Annotated in this window: 16 protein-coding genes; 9 read left to right on the top strand and 7 right to left on the bottom strand. The window is 60.9% G+C overall.

What is annotated here, in order from left to right:
• Positions 1 to 136 precede the first annotated feature (136 nt).
• From J3R84_RS35805 to J3R84_RS35780, 6 genes are all read left to right on the top strand, one after another.
• Entirely contained in the window at positions 137 to 1171 is a 1035-nt protein-coding gene (locus J3R84_RS35805) for a Gfo/Idh/MocA family protein (RefSeq protein WP_203527469.1), read from the top strand.
• Between the two features lie 9 nt (positions 1172 to 1180).
• The gene (locus J3R84_RS35800) at positions 1181 to 2083 is read left to right on the top strand and encodes a sugar phosphate isomerase/epimerase family protein (RefSeq protein WP_203527471.1); all 903 of its coding nucleotides are present in this window, start codon (positions 1181 to 1183) and stop codon (positions 2081 to 2083) included.
• A 59-nt stretch (positions 2084 to 2142) separates the two neighbouring features.
• Positions 2143 to 3375: an ABC transporter substrate-binding protein gene (locus J3R84_RS35795; protein WP_025430390.1), complete on the top strand. Its 1233-nt coding sequence runs from the start codon at positions 2143 to 2145 to the stop codon at positions 3373 to 3375.
• Between the two features lie 306 nt (positions 3376 to 3681).
• A complete protein-coding gene (locus J3R84_RS35790; protein WP_057221109.1) occupies positions 3682 to 4584 on the top strand; it encodes a carbohydrate ABC transporter permease in 903 nt (300 codons plus the stop codon).
• Positions 4581 to 5408: a carbohydrate ABC transporter permease gene (locus J3R84_RS35785; RefSeq protein ID WP_203527472.1), complete on the top strand. Its 828-nt coding sequence runs from the start codon at positions 4581 to 4583 to the stop codon at positions 5406 to 5408. The genes J3R84_RS35790 and J3R84_RS35785 overlap by 4 nt, the downstream gene beginning before the upstream one ends.
• On the top strand, positions 5405 to 6475 hold the full coding sequence (locus J3R84_RS35780; RefSeq protein WP_203527473.1) for an ABC transporter ATP-binding protein: 1071 nt from the start codon (positions 5405 to 5407) through the stop codon (positions 6473 to 6475). Before J3R84_RS35785 ends, J3R84_RS35780 begins: the two co-directional genes overlap by 4 nt.
• Before the next feature lie 74 nt (positions 6476 to 6549).
• Here the strand turns inward: J3R84_RS35780 and J3R84_RS35775 are convergent, their stop codons facing one another.
• The 6 genes from J3R84_RS35775 to J3R84_RS35750 all read right to left on the bottom strand — a co-directional run bounded on the left by J3R84_RS35775 (position 6550) and on the right by J3R84_RS35750 (position 13421).
• Entirely contained in the window at positions 6550 to 7431 is an 882-nt protein-coding gene (locus J3R84_RS35775) for a dihydrodipicolinate synthase family protein (RefSeq protein WP_057207066.1), read from the bottom strand.
• 28 nt (positions 7432 to 7459) lie between these two features.
• Positions 7460 to 9079 (bottom strand): ABC transporter ATP-binding protein, encoded by a 1620-nt coding sequence (locus J3R84_RS35770; RefSeq protein ID WP_203527475.1) that lies wholly within the window; start codon positions 9077 to 9079, stop codon positions 7460 to 7462.
• Positions 9072 to 9995, bottom strand: a complete 924-nt coding sequence (locus J3R84_RS35765) for an ABC transporter permease (RefSeq protein WP_025430384.1) — start codon at positions 9993 to 9995, stop codon at positions 9072 to 9074. The genes J3R84_RS35770 and J3R84_RS35765 overlap by 8 nt, the downstream gene beginning before the upstream one ends.
• Before the next feature lie 11 nt (positions 9996 to 10006).
• The gene (locus J3R84_RS35760) at positions 10007 to 10918 is read right to left on the bottom strand and encodes an ABC transporter permease (RefSeq protein ID WP_025430383.1); all 912 of its coding nucleotides are present in this window, start codon (positions 10916 to 10918) and stop codon (positions 10007 to 10009) included.
• Between the two features lie 91 nt (positions 10919 to 11009).
• Positions 11010 to 12509, bottom strand: coding sequence for an ABC transporter substrate-binding protein (locus J3R84_RS35755; RefSeq protein WP_057207073.1), 1500 nt, complete (start codon positions 12507 to 12509; stop codon positions 11010 to 11012).
• Positions 12510 to 12536: 27 nt separating this feature from the next.
• Positions 12537 to 13421, bottom strand: a complete 885-nt coding sequence (locus J3R84_RS35750; protein ID WP_084814069.1) for a DMT family transporter — start codon at positions 13419 to 13421, stop codon at positions 12537 to 12539.
• Positions 13422 to 13658: 237 nt separating this feature from the next.
• Between J3R84_RS35750 and J3R84_RS35745 the strand changes: the two genes are divergently transcribed.
• From J3R84_RS35745 to J3R84_RS35735, 3 genes are read left to right on the top strand one after another with little or no spacing between them, the layout of a single operon-like run.
• Complete coding sequence (locus J3R84_RS35745) at positions 13659 to 14855, top strand: sialidase family protein (protein ID WP_057226002.1); 1197 nt, start codon at positions 13659 to 13661, stop codon at positions 14853 to 14855.
• Complete coding sequence (gene pdxA / locus J3R84_RS35740) at positions 14852 to 15808, top strand: 4-hydroxythreonine-4-phosphate dehydrogenase PdxA (RefSeq protein ID WP_203527477.1); 957 nt, start codon at positions 14852 to 14854, stop codon at positions 15806 to 15808. The genes J3R84_RS35745 and pdxA overlap by 4 nt, the downstream gene beginning before the upstream one ends.
• Positions 15809 to 15815: 7 nt before the next feature.
• Positions 15816 to 16934, top strand: a complete 1119-nt coding sequence (locus J3R84_RS35735; protein ID WP_057226000.1) for an iron-containing alcohol dehydrogenase — start codon at positions 15816 to 15818, stop codon at positions 16932 to 16934.
• 175 nt (positions 16935 to 17109) lie between these two features.
• Here the strand turns inward: J3R84_RS35735 and J3R84_RS35730 are convergent, their stop codons facing one another.
• Positions 17110 to 17811, bottom strand: a complete 702-nt coding sequence (locus tag J3R84_RS35730) for a FadR/GntR family transcriptional regulator (protein ID WP_057207083.1) — start codon at positions 17809 to 17811, stop codon at positions 17110 to 17112.
• Position 17812: the final 1 nt, after the last annotated feature.

Raw genomic sequence — 17812 nt, 5'->3', positions numbered from 1 at the left:
TTTTCCGCGTTCCTCCCCAGACCCGCGACTGGCCATTTTCACACCTCTTGACACAAAAACCCTTTGCCGCATAGTATCGTAAACGTTTACGGAAGCCAACTGAGGAGTTTCGGCTTTCGTTCCTGGAGGAAATCACGTGAGACACAGGGCCGTTTTGTGCGGGTGCGGAGCTATGGCCAAAGGCTGGCTGAAGGCTCTGACGGAGAGCGACTTTCTGAGGGAGAAGGTGGAGGTCGTGGGCCTCGTCGATCTCGATCAGGCGACCGCGCAAGCGCTCGCTGCCGAGTTCAAGCTTCACGACATCATCATCGGTACAGACCTGCCGGCAGTCCTGCGCCAGAGTAGGGCCGATCTGCTGTTTGACGTCGTCGTTCCGGCCGCTCGGCGCGCGGTCGTGGCGGCCGGTCTGGCCCATGGTTGCCACGTGCTCAGCGAAAAACCGATGGCCGCCACGCTCGATGATGCGCGCGAACTGCGCCGTCTCGCAGTCGACGCTTCACGTATTCACGCGATCGTCCAGAACCGCCGCTTCATCGACGGCGTTCGCCGGATCCGCCGCCTCATCCAATCCGGCAGCCTCGGTGAACTGACGGCGCTGCATTGCGATTTCTTCCTCGGTCCACACTTCGGCGGCTTCCGCGAGCAGATGGACAACGTCCTGCTGCTCGACATGGCCATCCACACCTTCGACGCTGCGCGCTTCATGTCAGGCAAGGATCCCCTTGCCGTCTATTGCCACGAATACAATCCGCAAGGCTCCTGGTACCGCCACGGTGCTGCAGCCAATGCGATCTTTGAATTCTCCGACAATGTCGCCTTCACCTATCGCGGATCCTGGTGCGCGCAGGGCGCCAATACCAGCTGGGAAAGTGCGTGGCGGATCACCGGCTCCAAGGGAACGCTCATCTGGGATGGCGGCGAACGCTTCGAAGCCAATGTCGTCAGCGGTCGCGAAGGTTTCCTGCGGGCGGTCGAGCCGATCACGGTTCCCGAGGCTGAAGACGGTGCCGACACGCACGGCCATGTAAGCGTCATCGAGCGCTTCATCGGCGCGATCGACACGGGAACCGTGCCGGAAACGGACGGTAGCGACAACATCAAGAGCCTTGCCATGGTCTTCGGCGCGATCGACAGCGCCCGTGATGGCAAACGCGTCACCATTGCAGCCTAGGAGCCTATCTTGACGAACCCTGCAAAATCCATCCGCATCGGCACCATGATCTCGGCCACCAAGGGTGGCGCCGACAAACGCATCGACCAGATCGCCGAAATGGGCTTCGAAAGCTTCGAACCGTTCTTCTGGCAGACGACCAATGGTCAGGACCTTGCCGAGCTCGGCAAACGGTGCGTGGAGGCGATCGGCGGCCGCGATATCACCATCTCGACGCTCGGCATGTTTGGAAATCCGCTTGAGACGACCGCGATCGACGAAGAGACATTGCAGGGTTGGCGAGACTGCATCGACAATGCCCATCATTTCGGCGCTACTTGCGTTGCCGGTTTCACCGGCCGCATCCGCGGCAAGCCGTTGACCGACAGTCTGCCGCGCTACAGGGAAATCTGGTCCGAGCTGTCAAAACGCGCGGCCGACAAGGGTGTGAAGATTGCCTTCGAGAATTGCGCCATGGACGGCAACTGGCAGACCGGTGACTGGAACATCGCCCATAATCCGGATGCTTGGGAACTGATCTTCAACGAGACGCCGGACGACCACATCGGGATCGAGTGGGAGCCCTGCCATCAGATGGTCTATCTGATCGATCCACTGCCGCAGATCCGCAAATGGGCGACAAAGATCTTCCACGTGCACGGCAAGGACGCGACCATTCGCTGGGATGTCATCCGCGAACACGGCATCTTCGGCAAGGAGAAATTCGTCTTCATGCGCACGCCGGGCTTCGGCGACACCAATTGGACCGACGTGATTTCCGAGCTTCGGCTGGCCGGCTGGTCCGGCTCGATCGACATCGAGGGCTGGCACGATCCGGTCTACCGCGACGCATTGGAGATGACCGGCCAGGTCCATGGCCTGAACTATCTCAAGGCTTGCCGGGGCGGCGACTTCGTCGCCGATCCGGTCTGAGGTGTGCATATCGGCCGGCATGGAGGATGCCGGCTGCGGGATAACCAAAGGAGGAGAAAATGGCTATCCGCGGATCCGCAATCCTGGGCGTTCTCGCCCTTGCAGGTGTCTCTTTGTTCGGACTCTCGGCCAAAGCCGAAGACGTCACGATCAACGTCTGGTCGCTTGATCGCGACATCCAGCCGGCACCGAACCTGATATCGGACTTCAACAAGTTGAACGCCGGCATCAAGGTCGAATATCGCCAGATCCAGTTCGATGATGTCGTCAGCGAGGCGATGCGAGCCTATTCGACCGGCCAGGCGCCGGACATCATCGCCATCGATAATCCCGAGCATGCGCTGTTTTCGTCGCGCGGCGCCTTCCTTGATCTCACCGACATGATCGCCAAGTCGACGGTGGTGAAGACGTCGAACTATTTCCCCGGGCCGCTCGCTTCCACCATGTGGGACGGCAAGAACTACGGCCTGCCGAAGGCAACCAATACGATTGCGCTCTACTACAACAAGGACATGTTCAAGGCGAAAGGCCTTGATCCGGACAAGCCGCCCCAGACCTGGGACGAATTGGTCGATGCGGCGCGCAAGCTGACGGATCCCGCTGCCAACGTCTATGGTCTCGCCTTCTCGGCCAAGGCGAACGAGGAAGGGACATTCCAGTTCCTGCCCTGGGCGCAGATGGCTGGCGGCAGCTACGAGCACATCAACTCGGACGGCGCGGTCAAGGCGCTCGAGGTCTGGAAGACGATCATCACCGAGAAACTGGCCTCGCCGGATACGTTGACGCGCGGCCAATGGGATTCGACCGGCACCTTCAATTCAGGCAACGCCGCCATGGCGATCTCCGGGCCATGGGAGCTCGACCGCATGGTGAGCGAAGCGAAGTTCGATTGGGGCGTGGCACTGCTACCGGTCCCTGAAGTCGGTGCGGAGCGCTCTTCGGCCATGGGCGACTTCAACTGGGCGATTTTCTCCAACACGCAACATCCGGCCGAAGCCTTCAAGGTGCTCGAATATTTCGCCTCCCAGGATAACCGAATGTTCAAGGACTTCGGGCAGCTGCCGGCCCGCTCCGACATCGCCATTCCTGAAACCGGCGTGCCGCTCAAGGACGCCGCCCTCAAGGTGTTCAACGAGCAGCTCAAATACGCAAAGCCGCGCGGTCCGCACCCGGAATGGCCGAAGATTTCCAAGGCGATCCAGGATGCGATCCAGGCGGCCCTGACCGGGCAGATGGCGCCGAAGGAAGCACTCGATCAGGCGGCCGAAAAAATAAAGGCGGTGCTTGGTTAAAGCATATCCAGGAAAAGTGCGAAGCGGTTTTCCGTCGGGGAATGCGTGAAAACAAAGAGCTGGAGCGGTTCTGTGGCGCGTCAAAGCCGGAAACGCTCTAACCTCTTGAATGGGGCGAACGTGCTTCTGGGCGTGCCTTGAAGGGCGTTCGCCACCCCGATCAAGCAATGCTCCATCGTACTTAGGCGCTGGAGCGGAAAGCCAGGAAATTTGTGCCGGCTGTCGGCATCAGTTCGGTCGTTCTAGTTTTGCAGGTCGAGACGCGTGCCGCCGATGTCGGCTGCCATCTCGGCGGCGGAGGAGCCCATGAAACGATTTTTGTCCAGCATGATCGACGGTCGCGGTTTCGATATCGGCCTCGTCAGCCTGCCGCTTGCGTTCCTGCTCACTCTGTCCGGGCTGCCGCTGCTCTACAATATCGTCATGAGCTTCCAGGAAGTCGACATGTTCAGCCTTGGCAGTTTCTGGCGCCCTTTCGTCGGCCTCAAGAACTACCGGGATTTGTTCGCCCAGCCGGAAACTTGGCCGATCCTTGCCAACACGGCGACCTTCGTCATCGCCTCGATTGCCGGCCAGTTCCTCGTCGGATTTGGCCTGGCATTGTTCTTCTGGACGAACTTTCCGGGCGCCTCGTGGCTGCGCGGCCTCTTTCTGGTCTCGTGGGTGATGCCGGGACTTGTCGTTGGCGCGATCTGGAACTGGATCCTCTCCGGCGACTTCGGCGTCCTCAACTTCATCCTGCGTGAAACCGGTCTCATCAGTGGCAATATCTTCTGGCGCTCGGACCCCGATTTTTCCCTCTGGGCAGTGATCATCGCCAATATCTGGCTCGGCACCTCGTTCAACATGATCCTGATGTCCGTTGGCCTTTCGGCAATTCCGCGCGATCTCTACGAGGCGTCCGAACTCGATGGTGCCAATGTCTGGCAACGCTTCTGGACGATCACGCTGCCGATGATGCGTTCGTCCATTGGCGCGATCATCGCGCTGGGGCTGATTTTCACGCTGCAGCAGTTCGATCTTTTCGCGGCAATCACCTCGGGAGGGCCGAACAATGCCTCGAACGTCACGCAATATTGGGCCTGGGACCTCTCTTTCCGGCAGTACGACTTCGCCAAGGGCGCGACCATTTCGGTGATCATGATCGTCTTCGTAATGATCGCCTCGGTCGTCTACGTGCGCTCGACACGGCATGAGGTGCGCGGATGAATACCGTATCCCGCGACCGGTTGATGCTGGCAATCGCAATCGTTCTCGCCGGTGTCTACCTGTTCCCGCTCTACTGGATGTACATCACCACGATCAAATCCGGTTCAGAGATGTTCGCCACCCCGCCAACCTTTTGGCCGACGGATCCTCAATGGCACATTTTCGGCGACGTCTGGCAAAGCCGGAGCATGGGCCGCTATATCTGGAATTCGCTGGTCATCGCCTGCGGCGCCGTCGGGGTCATCACCGTGCTCGGTATCGGCTGTGCCTATGTCCTGGCGCGCTATCGCAACATATGGGTCGATATCGGCCTCTTCCTTGTCCTCATGCTACAGGTGCTTCCGGCATCGCTGATGGTGACGCCGATCTTCGTCGGCTTTTCCCAGATCGGACTACTCAACTACCCCAGGCTCGCGGTCATCCTGGCGATTGCCGCCAAGAGCATGCCGTTTTTCGTGGTGCTGGTGCGCGCGACCTTCATGAGCGTGCCGCAGGAACTGGAGGAGGCCGCGCTTGTCGACGGCAATTCGCGCGTCGGTGCCTTCTTCAACATCGTCCTGCCGCTCGCGCGCAATGGCATTCTCGTCAGCGCCATCCTGATCTTCATGCAGGCCTTCGGTGAGTTCGTCTATTCGAAATCCATGATCCAGGCTGTCGAACTGCAGCCGGCAAGCGTCGGGCTGAATTCGTTCATGGGGCCGAACACCAACGAATGGAACAACATCATGGCCTATGCGGCGATCTACGTGACCCCGATCCTCGCCATCTTCGTCCTTCTGCAACGCCGCATCGTCTCTGGCCTTACCTCGGGAGCGCTCAAATGACCGCCCAGATCGAACTGACCAACGTCAACAAATACTATGGTGCCTACCACGCGCTGAAGGACATCGAGCTTTCGATCCGCAAGGGCAGCTTTACAGCGCTGGTCGGTCCATCTGGCTGCGGAAAGTCGACGCTGCTGCGGTCCCTCGCAGGGCTCGAGAGCATATCGTCCGGCACCTTGAGGATCGCCGGCGAGGTGATGAACGCCGTGCCGCCGCGCAAGCGCGATGTGGCGATGGTGTTTCAGTCCTACGCGCTCTATCCGCATATGACGGTCGAGGAGAACCTGACCTACAGCCTGCGCATCAGGGGGGTTGCGAAGGCCGAACGCAAGAAGGCTGCAAACGAAGTTGCAGCCGTCACCGGGCTCACCCATCTGCTCGGGCGCTATCCGCGGGAGCTCTCGGGCGGCCAGCGCCAGCGCGTGGCGATGAGCCGGGCAATCATCCGCCATCCCAAGGCGTTTCTGTTCGACGAGCCGCTTTCGAACCTCGATGCAGCACTGCGCGTTCATATGCGCAAGGAAATCCGTGCGCTGCACGATCGGTTGGGCGCCACATCCGTCTACGTCACCCATGACCAGATCGAGGCCATGACGATGGCTGACCACGTCGTCATCATGCGCGATGGCGTCATCGAACAACAGGGGAGCCCGCTTGAACTCTACGATCGGCCGGTCAACAAATTCGTCGCCGGGTTCATCGGATCCCCGGCAATGAATTTCATACCCGCCGTGGGCGGCCAGGATGGACGCTCGGTCATCCTCGACGTCGGTGTCAAACAGGCGATCGTCCTCGATCGAGCCGTGCAGCCGGGGCAGGCCCTCACTGTTGGACTGCGTCCGGAGCACATCGAGATTGCCGAGCCCGATAAAGGCGCTCTCTCTGTACCGGTCGCGCTGCTCGAATCGACAGGCGCGACGTGTTTCCTGACGATGGCAACGACGCCGGAGCTCTCGGTGGTCTTCAATGGTCGATCGAGTGTGACTGCAGGCGACAAGGTCGGCCTGACCTTCGCGCCCGCCAACATTCACCTCTTCGACGCGCAAACCGAACGGCGGTTGCTCTAGCGCCTATGCGGCGAGGCATGGCTCCGGCCGCTCGGGGGAAACGCTATGCGTGTGGTGCTGTTTCGGCACCCGCTTCAAAGGAGCCCATACCGGTGCAGGATCTCCTCGATCTGGTCGTCCTGGGTCTTGTTGGGCAGCAAGGCCGGCTCGCGGCTGGCGCCAACGGAGCTGTCCTGTAGAAAGAGCGATCGCTTGACCATCGCAGGCGCGAAGCCAAGCGCGTAGAGATCCGTGCGGAAAGCCGAATAAATCGCCTGCTGTCTTTCGGCTTCGGCAATGTCGCCTGAATTGAAGGCGTTTAAAATTCCCGCCAGCACGTGCGGCATGGCATTGCCGAGGCCCGATATGCAGCCGGCCGCACCGTTTTGCAGCGCCCACAGCACCAGATGATCGGGGCCTGAGTAGACTTCGAAACCCTCAACGTCTCTGGCTACCTCGAGATAGGCTTCAAGCGTCTCTTTCGCTCCGCCCGAATCCTTGATGCCGGCGATGTTGCCGTGCCCGGAAAGCCTGCGCGCGGTCTCCGGCTCGATATGGTTCTGGGTGCGGGCCGGAATATCGTAGAGATAGATCGGGGTTTCGACCGCGTCCGCAACGGTCGAGAAGTGACGGATCAGACCATCCTGGGTGCAGGCGATGAAGAACGGGGTTATCACGGCAATACCATCGACGCCGATGCGATCGAATTCGCGCGCGAGTTTCAGCGTTTCGAAGGTTGCGGGCATGCCGGCATTGACGATGACCTTGACGCGGCCGGCGACCTCATCGACGACCTCCTCGGTCAGGCGCACTTTCTCGTCGTAGGTCAGGGCGCTGAAATCACCGTTCGTACCGGCGCACATGATGTTGTTGCCGGCGTCCACCTGTCGGCGGACCTGAGCGCGCGTCGCGTCGTAGTTGATCGTCTCATCGTCGTTGAAGCAGGTAACGAGCGCGACAAAGGCTTGCTTGGACATTGTTATCTCCAGTGATGGGAGCGCTCTCTCAAGAGGCGCATTCGAGGCGGGCAGCGCGATTGGCCGCCTGGACGTCGGGATCCGGATCAAGTCCGGCAGCCAGAAGCGCGCGCGTATAGTCTCGGCGTGGGGTCTCGAAGACCTCACGCACGGTGCCGAGTTCGACGACATTGCCCTTCTGCATCACCATGACGTGGTCGGCGAAGTCGCGAACGACCGGAAGATCGTGGGCGATGAAGATGAAGGCAATGCCCATGTCCTTGCGAAGCTTGTCCAGAAGGGCAATGACCTGAGCCTGGACCGAGACATCGAGCGCCGAGACGGCCTCGTCGCAGATGATCAATTGCGGCTCGAGCGCCAGCGCTCGGGCAATGGCGATGCGCTGGCGCTGACCGCCGGAAAACTGATGTGGATATCGCCCCATATGTTCCGGGCCAAGGCCGACCTGAACCAGAAGCTCGGCGACGCGCTCGCGCCATTTCGCCTTGGGCAGGATGTCCGGATGGATCACCCATGCCTCGGAGATCAGCTGGTAGACGGTCATGCGCGGATTGAGCGACTGGGTGGGGTCCTGAAACACCATCTGCAGGTCGCGCCGCAATTTGTAGAGTTCCGCCGGCGACAGCTGGAAAAGGTCACGGCCCTTCCATAGCGCGCTGCCGCTGTCGGGCTCGTCCAGCCTGAGCAGGATGCGGGCGAGCGTGGATTTTCCCGAGCCGCTTTCGCCGACGACAGCCATGGTCTCGCCAGGCATGAGGTCGAACGAGATGCCTTTCAGGGCTTCGAAGCTGCCATAATGTTTGCGGACGTCGCGAACCGACAGGACCGGCTCGCCGCGCGCGCCTGGCGAGTGCATCTTGCCTTTTCCGGGGGCGGCGGCGATCAGCTTGCGGGTGTAGGGATGTTGCGGGTTCTTGTAGACATCGCGAACCGTTCCCGCCTCGACCAGTTCGCCCTTTTCCATCACCACGACGCGGTCGGCAACCTCGGCGACGACGCCAAGGTCATGCGTGATGATCAGGACTGCCATGCCGGTTTCCTGCTGCAACTCCTCCAGAAGCGCCAGCACCTCGGCCTGAACAGTCACGTCGAGCGCCGTCGTCGGCTCGTCGGCGATCAGCAGATCGGGGCGGAGTGCAAGCGCCATGGCGATCATGACGCGCTGGCGCTGACCGCCGGAGAACTCGTGCGGATATTTGTCGAGCGATTTCTCCGGGTCGGGAATGCCGACGCGGGTCAACAGCCGCAGAGCTTCCGCCTGTGCCTCGGTGCTTCCCGTGCCGTGGGTCGTCAGTGCCTCGCGGATCTGCCAGCCGACCGAATAAACCGGGTTCAGGTGGCTGAGCGGATCCTGAAAGATCATCGCGATGCGGCGACCGTTCACTTCCCGACGCTTGTGTGTCGGCATCGTCAAGAGGTCGACGCCGTCAAGCAGGATCTCGCCCGAGCTGATACGGCCGGGCGGCATGTCGATCAGGTTCATGATCGCCGACGACGATACGGACTTTCCTGAACCGCTTTCCCCCAGGATCGCCAGCGTCTCGCCGCGATCGAGGTGATACGAGATGTTGCGGACCGCTTTGACGACGCCCATCACGGTGTGAAACTCGACCGAGAGGTTGCGGACTTCCAGCAGATGGTCAGCCATTCTTGCGACCTTTCATTTCCAGGCGCCAGCGCTGGACGGGATCAAGGGCGATGCGCATCCAGTTCGAAAGCAAGTTGAGCGACATGGTCGTCAGGATGATTGCAAGGCCGGGCCAGAAGGACAGCCACCAGGCATTGGTGAGATATTGCCTACCTTGAGAAATCATCAGACCCCAGGTGATTTCGGGCGGCTGAATGCCGATGCCGAGGAAGGAAAGCGCGCTTTCCGCCAGCATCACATAGGCAAAGTCGAGGGTCGCCAGCGTCGTCAGCGTTGGCAGGACCACGGGCAGGATGTGCCGGAACAGGATGCGCTTGCTGGAGGCGCCCATGACGCGCGCAGCTTGCACGAACATGCGCTCGCGGATCTCCAGCACCTCCGCGCGGGTGGTGCGCAGATAGACCGGAATGCGGGTGATCGCCAGAACCAGCATCAGGTTCAGGATCGACGAGCCGAGGACATAGAGCACGATGACCGCGATCAGCAGCGACGGGAACGACATGATGACGTCGGCCAGCCGCATGATGACCTGGTTGACGCGCTCGGAGGAAAAACCTGCGATCAGGCCAAGCGTGGTGCCGACGATCGCGGAGATCGCGACGGCGCCTGCGGCAACCATCAGCGTGTTTTGCGTTGCCACAATGATGCGGGCAAACAGCGGACGTCCAAGCGCATCCGCCCCCATCCACCAGACCCAGCCGCGTTCCCATTCGAACGGCGCTGCATTTCGGCCGCGCAGGTTTTGCTTCGTCGCAAGGTCGCCAAGCCAGCTCGGCCCGACGATCGCCAGAATGAGGACTGTGATCAGAAAGATTGCAGCGCACAGGGCGAACTTGTCCGCCCACAGCATGCGCGCCATGCGAACAGCAAAGGTCGGTTCCTGGGTTATCGCCGTATCTGTCGTCTGTAAGGTCATGGCTGAACTCTTCAATGACGGATGCGTGGATCGAGAAGCGTATAGGCAAGGTCGATCAACAGGTTCATGACGAAAATCGCCAGCGCGGTCACGAGAATGGCGGCCAAAACGACGTTGAAGTCACGCTGCAGGATGCTGTCGATCATCAGCTTGCCGACGCCGGGAAAACCAAAGATGGTTTCGACGATGACCGCGCCGTTGAGCAGGCTGGCGGCCTGGTCGCCGATGACGGTGATGACGGGAAGCATGGCGTTTCGCAGCGCGTGGATGAAGATGATCGGTCCGGACTTCACGCCCTTGGCGCGTGCCGTCTTCACGTAGGCAGACGAAAGCGCGCTGATCATCGAACCGCGAACGACCTGGACGATGATCCCGAACGGGCGGACGAACAGCACGCTGATGGGCAAAATCCAGTGCAGGAGCGAGCCGGTGCCGGATGTCGGAAGCCAGGCAAGGTTCACCGAGAAGACGACGATCGCGACAATGGCGAGCCAGAAGTCCGGGACGGCCGCGCCGATCAGCGATATCACCGAGGAGAGGCGATCGAAAAAACCGCCGGCGCGGAACGCGGCCAGTGAGCCGACGACGATGGCAGCGCCCGTCACCAGCGACATGGTGATAGTGGCAAGCCAGAGCGTCCACACGAAAGCTTCCAGAACCACATCGAGTGCCGGCCGTGCCTTGCGCAGCGACTCGCCGAAATCGCCGGTTACGACGTCACCGACATAGCGGGCAAACTGAACCATGATCGGATCGTTAAGGCCGTGGATCTCGCGAAACTGGTCCTTCATTTCCGCCGAGGCTTCGACGGGAAGGAACAGGGCGGCGGGATCTCCCGTCAGGCGCGAGAGGAAAAAGACCATCACGATCAGCCCGATAAGGGAAATCAGGCTGGCCAGGGCCCGTTTGCGAATGAAGCTCATCTTTGTGCCTCTCGATTGCATAGGGCGGCGGGATCCTCCCGCCGCCTTGATTGCGTCTGTCACTGGCGGATTTCATCATCGCCAGAACGGATCACTTGATGCCGATCTCCGAGAGCTGAAGCATCGAGTTGGTCGCCATGGTGGGCTTGAAGTCCAGGCGTTCGGAAACGCGCGAGAAGCCAACCATGTGGAAGAGCAGCACGTCAGCCACCACTTCATCATGCACATAGGCAATGGTTTCAGACCAGAGCTTGGCGCGTTCTTCGCCGACAGCCGCCGAGGCGCGCTTGATCAGATCGTCGACCTTCGGGTCTGAAAAGCCCGACTGCGTGCCATCGGTTGCGTATTTGAAGAACATCGAGAAGGACGGGTCACCCTTGGAGTTGTCGTGCATGGCAGCAACGAGCTGCGGCCCGCGACCTTCCTTGAACGGCTTGGAATAGTAGCCTTCATGTTCGGCCACTTCGACGAACTTGAGATCGATCTTGAAGCCGACTTCCTGCAACTGTGCCTGGATGGCTTCCATGATCTCCGTCACGTTCGGGAAGTTTGCCGAGCGCGCGATGATGGTGATCGGCGTATCGACCTTCACGCCTGCGGCCTTGGCCTCCTCCAGAAGTTTTTTCGCGGCCTCCGGGTCGAAGGGGAAAACCTTCACGTCAGGGTTCCAGCCGAGCGTCGGGGGCGGCACGATCGCGGTGGCAAGCAGCGCGCTGTCGGGCACCAGAGTACCCAGGAACGCCTGGCGATCGATGGCCATGTTGAGCGCACGACGGACGCGCACGTCGTTCAGAGGCTCGATGTTGTGATCGATGCGCAGATAGACGGTCTCGCTGTCGAGATAGGAGAAGTCGGTCTTCGGGTTGGTTGCGTCGAGCTGCGAGATCGAGGGCGAGAGATCGGCTTCGCCGGCCTGAACCATTGCGGCTCGGACTGACGGATCTGCGCGGAACAGGTAGGTTGCTTCCGTGACCTGCGGCTTCTGGCCCCAATAGTCATCGCGCCCTGTCAGGACGATCTGCTGGCCCGGCGTCCAGTTGGTCAGTTTGTAGGGGCCGGTGCCGATCGGCTCGCGGATGAACTCAAGTGGCGTTTCTTCCGGAACGATCGTGACGAGCGACATCAGCAGCGGCAGGATCGGCTGAACCGGATCCGCGCTGAAATCGATCGTGTGATCGTCGACGACATTGGCAGTAACCGTCATCCCGCCGAAGTATCGACGAGACTCACAGGCATTCTTGTCGCTCATGATGCGGTCGAAGCTGTGCTTGACGTCCTTGGCGTCAAAGGTCGTGCCATCAGAGAATTTCACCCCCTGGCGAAGATGGAAACGCCAGCTTCCGTCTTCATTCTGCTCCCACTTTTCGGCAAGGCGCGGCACGACGCCCTTGTCGCCGCGAACGTCGAGCTCGGTCAGGGTCTCGCTGACATTCTGCATGATGACGCGGCCGATGTTCGAGCGGGTTGCCATGCAGGGCTCGAGCAGATCGGCCTCCTCGGCCAGCACGATCTTGATCGGTCCCGATGCGGCAAAAGCAGGCGACATGGCGGAGCCCAACAGGAGCGCCCCCAGGATAAGCGTTTTCTTCATTGCATTTTCCTCCCTAGAAAGTCTCGTTCAGTCCGGCGTCTTGCCAGACCTGAATTTTCCGGAACGCGCGGCGATCAATGCGGCGCAGCATATGAGTGCGCCGCCGCCGATGGTGGTCAGCGCGACGGTTTCGCCGAACAGGGCAAATCCGCCGAAGGCCACAAGCGGCAGGCGTAGAAAGTCAACCGGTGCCACGACAGTCGCCGGCGCCAGCGAAAAGGCATGGGTCATCAGCCCCATGCATGCGGTGCCGACCACGCCCTGAAGCGCAAGCAACCCCATTTCCCTTGGGCCAGGAATGGCGAAAAACGGGATGGCGAGCAGCAGGGCGATCGGCACGGTCAAGAGAAGGTTCCACACGACGAGCGTCGACGTGGCGTCGCCTTTCGACATGGATTTCAAAATCAGCTGGATCGCTGATTGAAGCACGGCGCCCGCAAGCGCCAGCGAGATCGCCAGCGTGAAGCCCGTCGCGGACGGGCCGATCACCAGCATGGCTCCGGCAAAACCAAGGGCGACCGCTGCAATCATCGCCGGGCCCGGACGTTCGCCCAACGTCAACGCTGCACCCAGCACGACAAAAATCGGAGAGGTGAAGGCGATGGCGGTGACGTCGGCGAGCGGTCCCCAACTGAAGGCGGCGAACAGCGCGATCATCGCCAATAGTTTGAAGCCGGCGCGCAGGGCGTGCTGGCGCACCGGATGCGTGGTGCGAAGAACGGATGGGCGAAGCGCAATCCAGGGAAGAAGGATGAGTGCGCCGAAGAACGCCCGGAAAAATCCGATGACGAACGGGTGCACGGCGCCGCTCAGCGCACGCACGATCACGGCATCTGTCGCGGCGAGCGTTGCTGCTCCTGCTGCAAAGACGACGGCCGTCGTGGCCTGGTGGCGACTGCTGGCGCTGTACATGAAGGTCCTCCGTCCCCGGCATCCTTGCGCCGTGTTGTCATGACCATCTATCTTTCGGCAAAGTTTGTCAAATCGTTTTCCTATGTAAAATTATTGATCGCGGATATTGTTTACAAATAACAAGCAATATCAAGTAGTTGTGTATGATAGCATGGTTAATGTGAGAAATTAAATGACATTAAAGAACTTGACAACTTTGGAATTTTGATGATTTTCGAACCTGACAGGAGGGCCTAAATGCATCCCGATGAAATCGCTCGCAACATGAACGGCGTGCTTCGATCCGTGTCCCCGGGGCGCGGCGAAGCCTTGTTGCCTTCGCCAATGATCCAGAACCATGCGGCATTCCTGCACTTGCTCGATGACGGTGCGCTCGTTTGCACCTGGTTCGGCGGCACGCTGGAGGGCAAGTCGGATATCTCGATCTTCGCGTCTGTACTGACGCAAGCCTCGACCGCCTGGGGACCGCCGCAGCGACTGAGTGACGATCCTTCACATTCGGAACAGAACCCGGTGTTGTTTTCCGCGCCGGACGGCACTCTCTGGCTGTTTCATACCTCCCAACCATCAGGAAATCAGGATGAATGCCGGATCCGCATGACTGAGGTGGTGCGCGATCCCGCCGACCCACTGAAGCTCGCAGCGCCAAAGGGGCGCTACCTCGACCTGCCGCGCGGGTGTTTTGTCCGCGCCCCTGTCGTCGTGCGCGACGATGGTGCGTGGCTGCTGCCGATTTTCCGATGCGTGCAACGCCCCGGCCAGAAATGGAACGGCAGCCATGACACGGCCGCAGTGGGTGTCTCCCATGATGCAGGCAGGACGTGGCGGCTCGAAGATATTGAACAGTCCACCGGCTGTGTGCACATGTCGCCGGTCGCACTCGGAGGGGAGCGCTACGCCGCCTTCTTCCGGCGTCGTCAGGCCGACTTTGTCTACCGGAGCGAGAGCGTCGACGGGGGGCGGTCCTGGTCCGTGCCTCATGCCACGGAAGTGCCGAACAACAATTCGTCGCTAGCGGCAATCCGCCTGCGCGACGGCCGCATCGCCATGATCTGCAACCCGGTGAACGCGCTTCTGTCGTCCGACCGACGCGCCTCACTCTATGACGAATTGGGCGAAGATGATGGCCGGCCCGATGCGGATCCAAGCGGAGGCTGCGTTCCCGTCTGGGGGGTGCCGCGCGCACCCGTTGCACTTTGCCTCTCCAACGACGGTGGGCATTCCTTTGCGCTTCGCCAGTCGATCGAAGATGGCCCGGGAACCTGCCTGTCCAATGACTCGACCGATGGCCGCAACCAGGAAATGTCCTATCCCTGGCTGCTTGAAGGTCCCGACGGCGCAATGCATCTCGCCTACACCTATCATCGGCGCGCGATCAAATATGTCCGCTTGGCTCCCGGTTGGGACAGTGCGGCTCGACGGAGTGTTTCATGAGCAATATCATTGGCATAACCATGGGCGATCCCTGTGGGGTCGGCCCCGAGATCTCGGTGCGGGCCCTGGCTGAAATGTCCAGTGCAGATCGCGCACAGACGCGCATCTATGGCAATCTGGCGACGCTTGAGGCCGCTCGGTCTGCGCTCGGCCTGGACATCGACCTCAGCCCTCATGTCGTTGATCTGCCGATCGAGGGCGCGCCGCTGCCCTGGGGCCAACTGAGCCCGGTCGCCGGCGATGCTGCCTTTCGTTTCATCGAGAAAGCGGTGCGCGACGCCGAATCCGGTGCGATCGGCTGCATCGTCACCGCACCGATCAACAAGGAAGCGCTGAACCTCGCAGGCCATCACTATGATGGCCATACCGGCATGCTGCGTAGCCTCACCGGGTCGAAGGCTGCCTACATGCTGCTCGCTTCCGAACGACTGAAAGTTATCCATGTGTCGACGCATGTCTCGCTGCAGGAGGCAATCAGAAGGGCGACGACAGAGCGAGTTCTGGCAACGATCAGGGCCGGGGACGCGCATCTCAAGCGCACCGGCTATGCCGCGCCCAGGATCGCTGTTGCCGGCATCAATCCGCATTGCGGCGAAAATGGCCTGTTCGGCACTGAGGATGACGACCAGATTGCGCCTGCGGTTGCAGCCGCGCGCGCCGAGGGTATCGACGCCTATGGGCCGATTTCGGCGGACACGGTTTTCTACCGCGCCTATTCCGGCGCTTTTGATCTGATCGTCGCGCAATATCACGACCAGGGACACATCCCGATCAAGCTGGTCGCCTTCGATACCGCGGTCAACGTCTCGGTCGATCTGCCGATCGATCGTACCTCGGTTGACCATGGTACCGCCTTCGACATCGCCGGAAAGGGCATCGCCGACCACGGCAATATGAACTCCGCCATCGCCTACGCGCGCAAGCTCGTGGTTGGCAGCGCCAAGCAAGGATGACCAGGCCATGACAATTGCTCAAATCACCCTTCATCAACCACGCCGGCTAATAGTCGGCGCAGGCACAGTCGGCGAGGTCGGTGCCTGGGCTGCCGAAGCCGGCTCAGCACTCGTGATCGCAACGCCGATCACGGCAGGCTTTGCAGATCGATTGCGGCTTTCCGGCCGCGTCACTGTATTCGATGCGATACCCGGAGAGCCAGACATCGCAACGCTGGACGCAGCGCTCGAGGCCGCAAGGCGGTGCAAGCCGGACCTGATTGTCGGTCTTGGCGGCGGATCAGTACTCGACGTCGCAAAGCTGGTTGCCGCGCTTTGGGATTCGGATCAAACGCTCGTCGATGTCGCGGGCCCCAATCGCGTCGCCGGCCGCAACACTCGCCTGGTTCAAGTCGCGACGACGGCTGGAACCGGCTCTGAAGCGGGCATTCGCTCGCTGATTACCGATCCCGGCAAAGGTAACAAGATCGCAGTGGAAAGCCCGTACATGATCGCGGACTTTGCCGTTCTCGATCCGGAGTTGACCTATTCCGTGCCGCCGGCCGTCACGGCGGCGACGGGTGTCGATGCGATGGCCCATTGTGTCGAGGCCTTCACCAATCGTCGGGCGCATCCGATGATCGATGGCTTTGCGCGAATGGGCTTCCATCTTGTCGGCAAATATCTGGCACGCGCGGTCAAGGACGGGACAGATACCGAGGCCCGCGAAGGGTTGATGCTCGCCTCCTATTATGGCGGCATATGCCTTGGCCCGGTGAACACGGCTGCCGGCCACGCCATCGCCTATCCGCTGGGAACCAGGCTCCGCCTGCCGCACGGGCTGGCCAACGCCATCATCTTCCCACATGTACTTGCCTTCAATCGTTCCGTTGCAGCAGAAAAGACGGATGAGGTCGCACAGGCGCTGGGACTGGGCGAGGCTCTTTCGGCGCCGGAACTTCTGAGCGCTGCTCGCGGATTTTGCAGTGATCTCGGCATCGAGATGTCGCTTTCAGCCCACGGCGCGACGTCGAACGATCTGCCGCTCTATGCCAGCGAGGCGCATGCCAACCGTCGCCTGATGGACAACAATCCTGTTGATATGAGTGTCGACGAGGTGCTGGAGGTCTACAGGGCGGCTTTCTAACGCATGTCGCGGAAATGTGCGCAGCGGTTTTGCGAGAACATGCGCAACAAACAAGTGCCTAACGCGCAGTAGGCGAACCTGAGAGGCTACTGCGCTTTAGGCGCCTTGGGCCATCGCCCAATTTCAAGCGCCTCGGCCAAAGGTCGGGGCGCTTCGCGTTGCGAGTGTCGCCGATTTACCGGGTCGTCTGAAACAACCGCTCGCGCGAGCCGGTCAAGTGATCGTGCATCAACTGCTTTGCCTTCGTGCCGTCACCGGCAGCGATCGCATCGCAGATTGCTTCGTGCTCGGCGAAAACACGCGTGAGGCCGGTTGTCTCGCGCTTGACTGACGCGCCATGGAATTTCATGCCGACGGCAATATGGTCCTTGAGGGCTTCCATCGCGGTCGAGAAATAGCTGTTCTGGGCAGCGCGCGCGATCGCCAGATGGAATTGGAAGTCCGCGTCCTCGCGATGCGACTGTCGGTTGGTCGCGTCCCGCATCAACTCCAGCGCCTGGCGAATGGCGCCAAGACTGGCGTCATCATGGCGTGCCGCTGCTGCGGCTGCTGCTGCCGGCTCGACCGTCAGCCGGAACTCGTAGCAGTTCAGCAGATCCGCGACGTTCTCTAGCTGTCCGAAGCCAAGTGGCTCCTTCATGCCGACAGCACGAACAAAGCTGCCAGCGCCCCGGCGAGAATAGATCAGGCCCTGGTCACGGATGCGGCGAAGCGCCTCGCGGATGACCGGTCGGGACACCTCGAATTCGGCGGCGAGGTCGTGCTCCGTCGGCAAGCGTTCATCGGGCTTGTAGGCCCCCGATTTAATGGCGCGATGCATCCGCTCGAAGACGAGGTCGGCCAGGCTCTTGCGTGTCGTTCCGTTCTCCAGTCCCATT

Source organism: Ensifer canadensis, from assembly GCF_017488845.2.
GTDB classification, from domain to species: domain Bacteria; phylum Pseudomonadota; class Alphaproteobacteria; order Rhizobiales; family Rhizobiaceae; genus Ensifer; species Ensifer canadensis.
The sequence above is the reverse complement of the archived record's forward strand: the minus strand, read 5'-3'. Positions and strand labels throughout refer to the sequence as shown.